At 24.8% G+C, this 1,625-nt stretch carries 2 protein-coding genes; one reads left to right on the top strand and one right to left on the bottom strand.

Features of this window, described 5'->3' with window-relative positions; translation table 11 throughout:
- Positions 1 to 217, top strand: a 217-nt coding sequence (locus OYV_RS05145) for a hypothetical protein (RefSeq protein WP_042068373.1), incomplete at its 5' end; no start/stop codon positions are given.
- A gap of 123 nt (positions 218 to 340) precedes the next feature.
- Here OYV_RS05145 and OYV_RS03785 read toward each other — a convergent pair.
- A complete protein-coding gene (locus tag OYV_RS03785) occupies positions 341 to 946 on the bottom strand; it encodes a nitroreductase family protein (RefSeq protein ID WP_042068371.1) in 606 nt (201 codons plus the stop codon).
- Between the last annotated feature and the right edge of the window lie 679 nt (positions 947 to 1,625).

Below are 1,625 nucleotides of genomic sequence, written 5' to 3'. Positions count from 1 at the left end.
TGCAGGTACAGGAGATTTATTTGCTAGTCTTTTTCTGGGTTTTTATTTGAAATATGAAAGAAATATTAAAAATGCTTTGGCTCATGCTGTTTTTTATCTTAATAAAGTTGTTCAAAATACTTTGTTATCACAGCAAAAAGAATTGCAATGTTTATCTGTTTTATATAAACAAGTTAATTTAGCAAAATTGCCTCAAGTCATGGAAATTAACGATTAAATTATTGATTAAAAAAATGCCTTTTTAATAAAAAAGACCAACTTTTTAAGTCAGTCATAATGTTATTTTTGGAAATATTTTATTTTTTTAGTATTTGAACGCAGTTATTTTTTACAACTTCAACTACATCCAAAAAGTAAAATCTTTGCAATCCATTCGAAAAGCTTTATTTTTGGGTTTTTCTTTTGATTTCCCAATAGCAACTAATAATACAGGCAAATATCGAACATCAATATTTAATCCTTCATTGATTTTTTTTGCGTTAAATCCTCCCATAGGGCAAACATCATAATCATATTTTTTAGCAGCTAACATCAATTGCAACGCTCCGATACCACCTTCTAAAAATAACTCATTTTGCAGTTTTACTTGGGAAATTTGTTTGTAATAATCATCAATTTTTGTAATTACTTGTAATTTGGTTGCATCAGATATTTGTTTTTGTAAAACTTCTTGTTGATAAATTTTTTCAGCTAAGGCACTTTTTTGAGCATCGCAACACAACAAAATCATAGTAGAACAAGTTTCTAATTGAGTTTTGTTGCCATATAAAAAAGGAGCTATTTTTTGTTTGCTCTTTTCGCCTTTAAAAACAAAAAAACGCCATGGTTGCAAATTAAAAGCAGAGGGCGCTTGGAAAACTGTAGCCAAAATTGCTTCTAAAATATCATTTGGTATTTCATGATTGGCGCAAAATTGGCGCACACTTTTAATTTTTAAAAAATCCATAAAAAGCTCCTAAGATTTTGTTAATTTCAATTTGATTATTATATTTAGTTAAAATAATTTTAATATTGCATCGTTTTAAAATTTTTTAAGTTAGTATTTGTAATTTTGGAAAGACAACAATTTAAACAGCAAAAAATTATTTTTTCAAAGTTTGCATTTGTGTTTCTTATTTTGTTTTTGTTTTCAAAAAACTCCTCTAATCCAATTTATCCAAATTATCAAATATATTATAACATTTTTTATTATTAAAACACTCACTGTTTAATTTATTTAGACAACTTAATATTTTAATATAACATTTAAGACCAACTTAACTGAAACGCTCCAATAATTTGCCCCCAGTAAAGAATGAATAATTTTAGTCTCAAACTGTTTATGCAGTTTGGGTTTTTTTGTTTATCTGGCAATTTTATTTAATTTTGACAATCAAAAACCTCATTATATTAAAAGAAAAGTAAGGTTTGTGGTAAAATTATATAGTAAATTATTTATTTTATAAACGCATAATTATTAAATTTTTTATGAAACAAAAAAACTAAATTAACAACAAAAACAAATAATAATTACAACAATAATCACAACTTAACAATTCATTAAATAAATAATAAAGTTTTGAAACAATAAATGAAATGAAGGTGCAAAATGGAAAACTTATTGTTTTTATTCTTATTCTTGTTTT

Source organism: 'Chrysanthemum coronarium' phytoplasma (assembly GCF_000744065.1).
GTDB lineage: Bacteria > Bacillota_I > Bacilli_A > Acholeplasmatales > Acholeplasmataceae > Phytoplasma > Phytoplasma asteris.
Note: the sequence above shows the minus strand (reverse complement) of the source record. Positions and strands in the feature narration are given on the sequence as shown.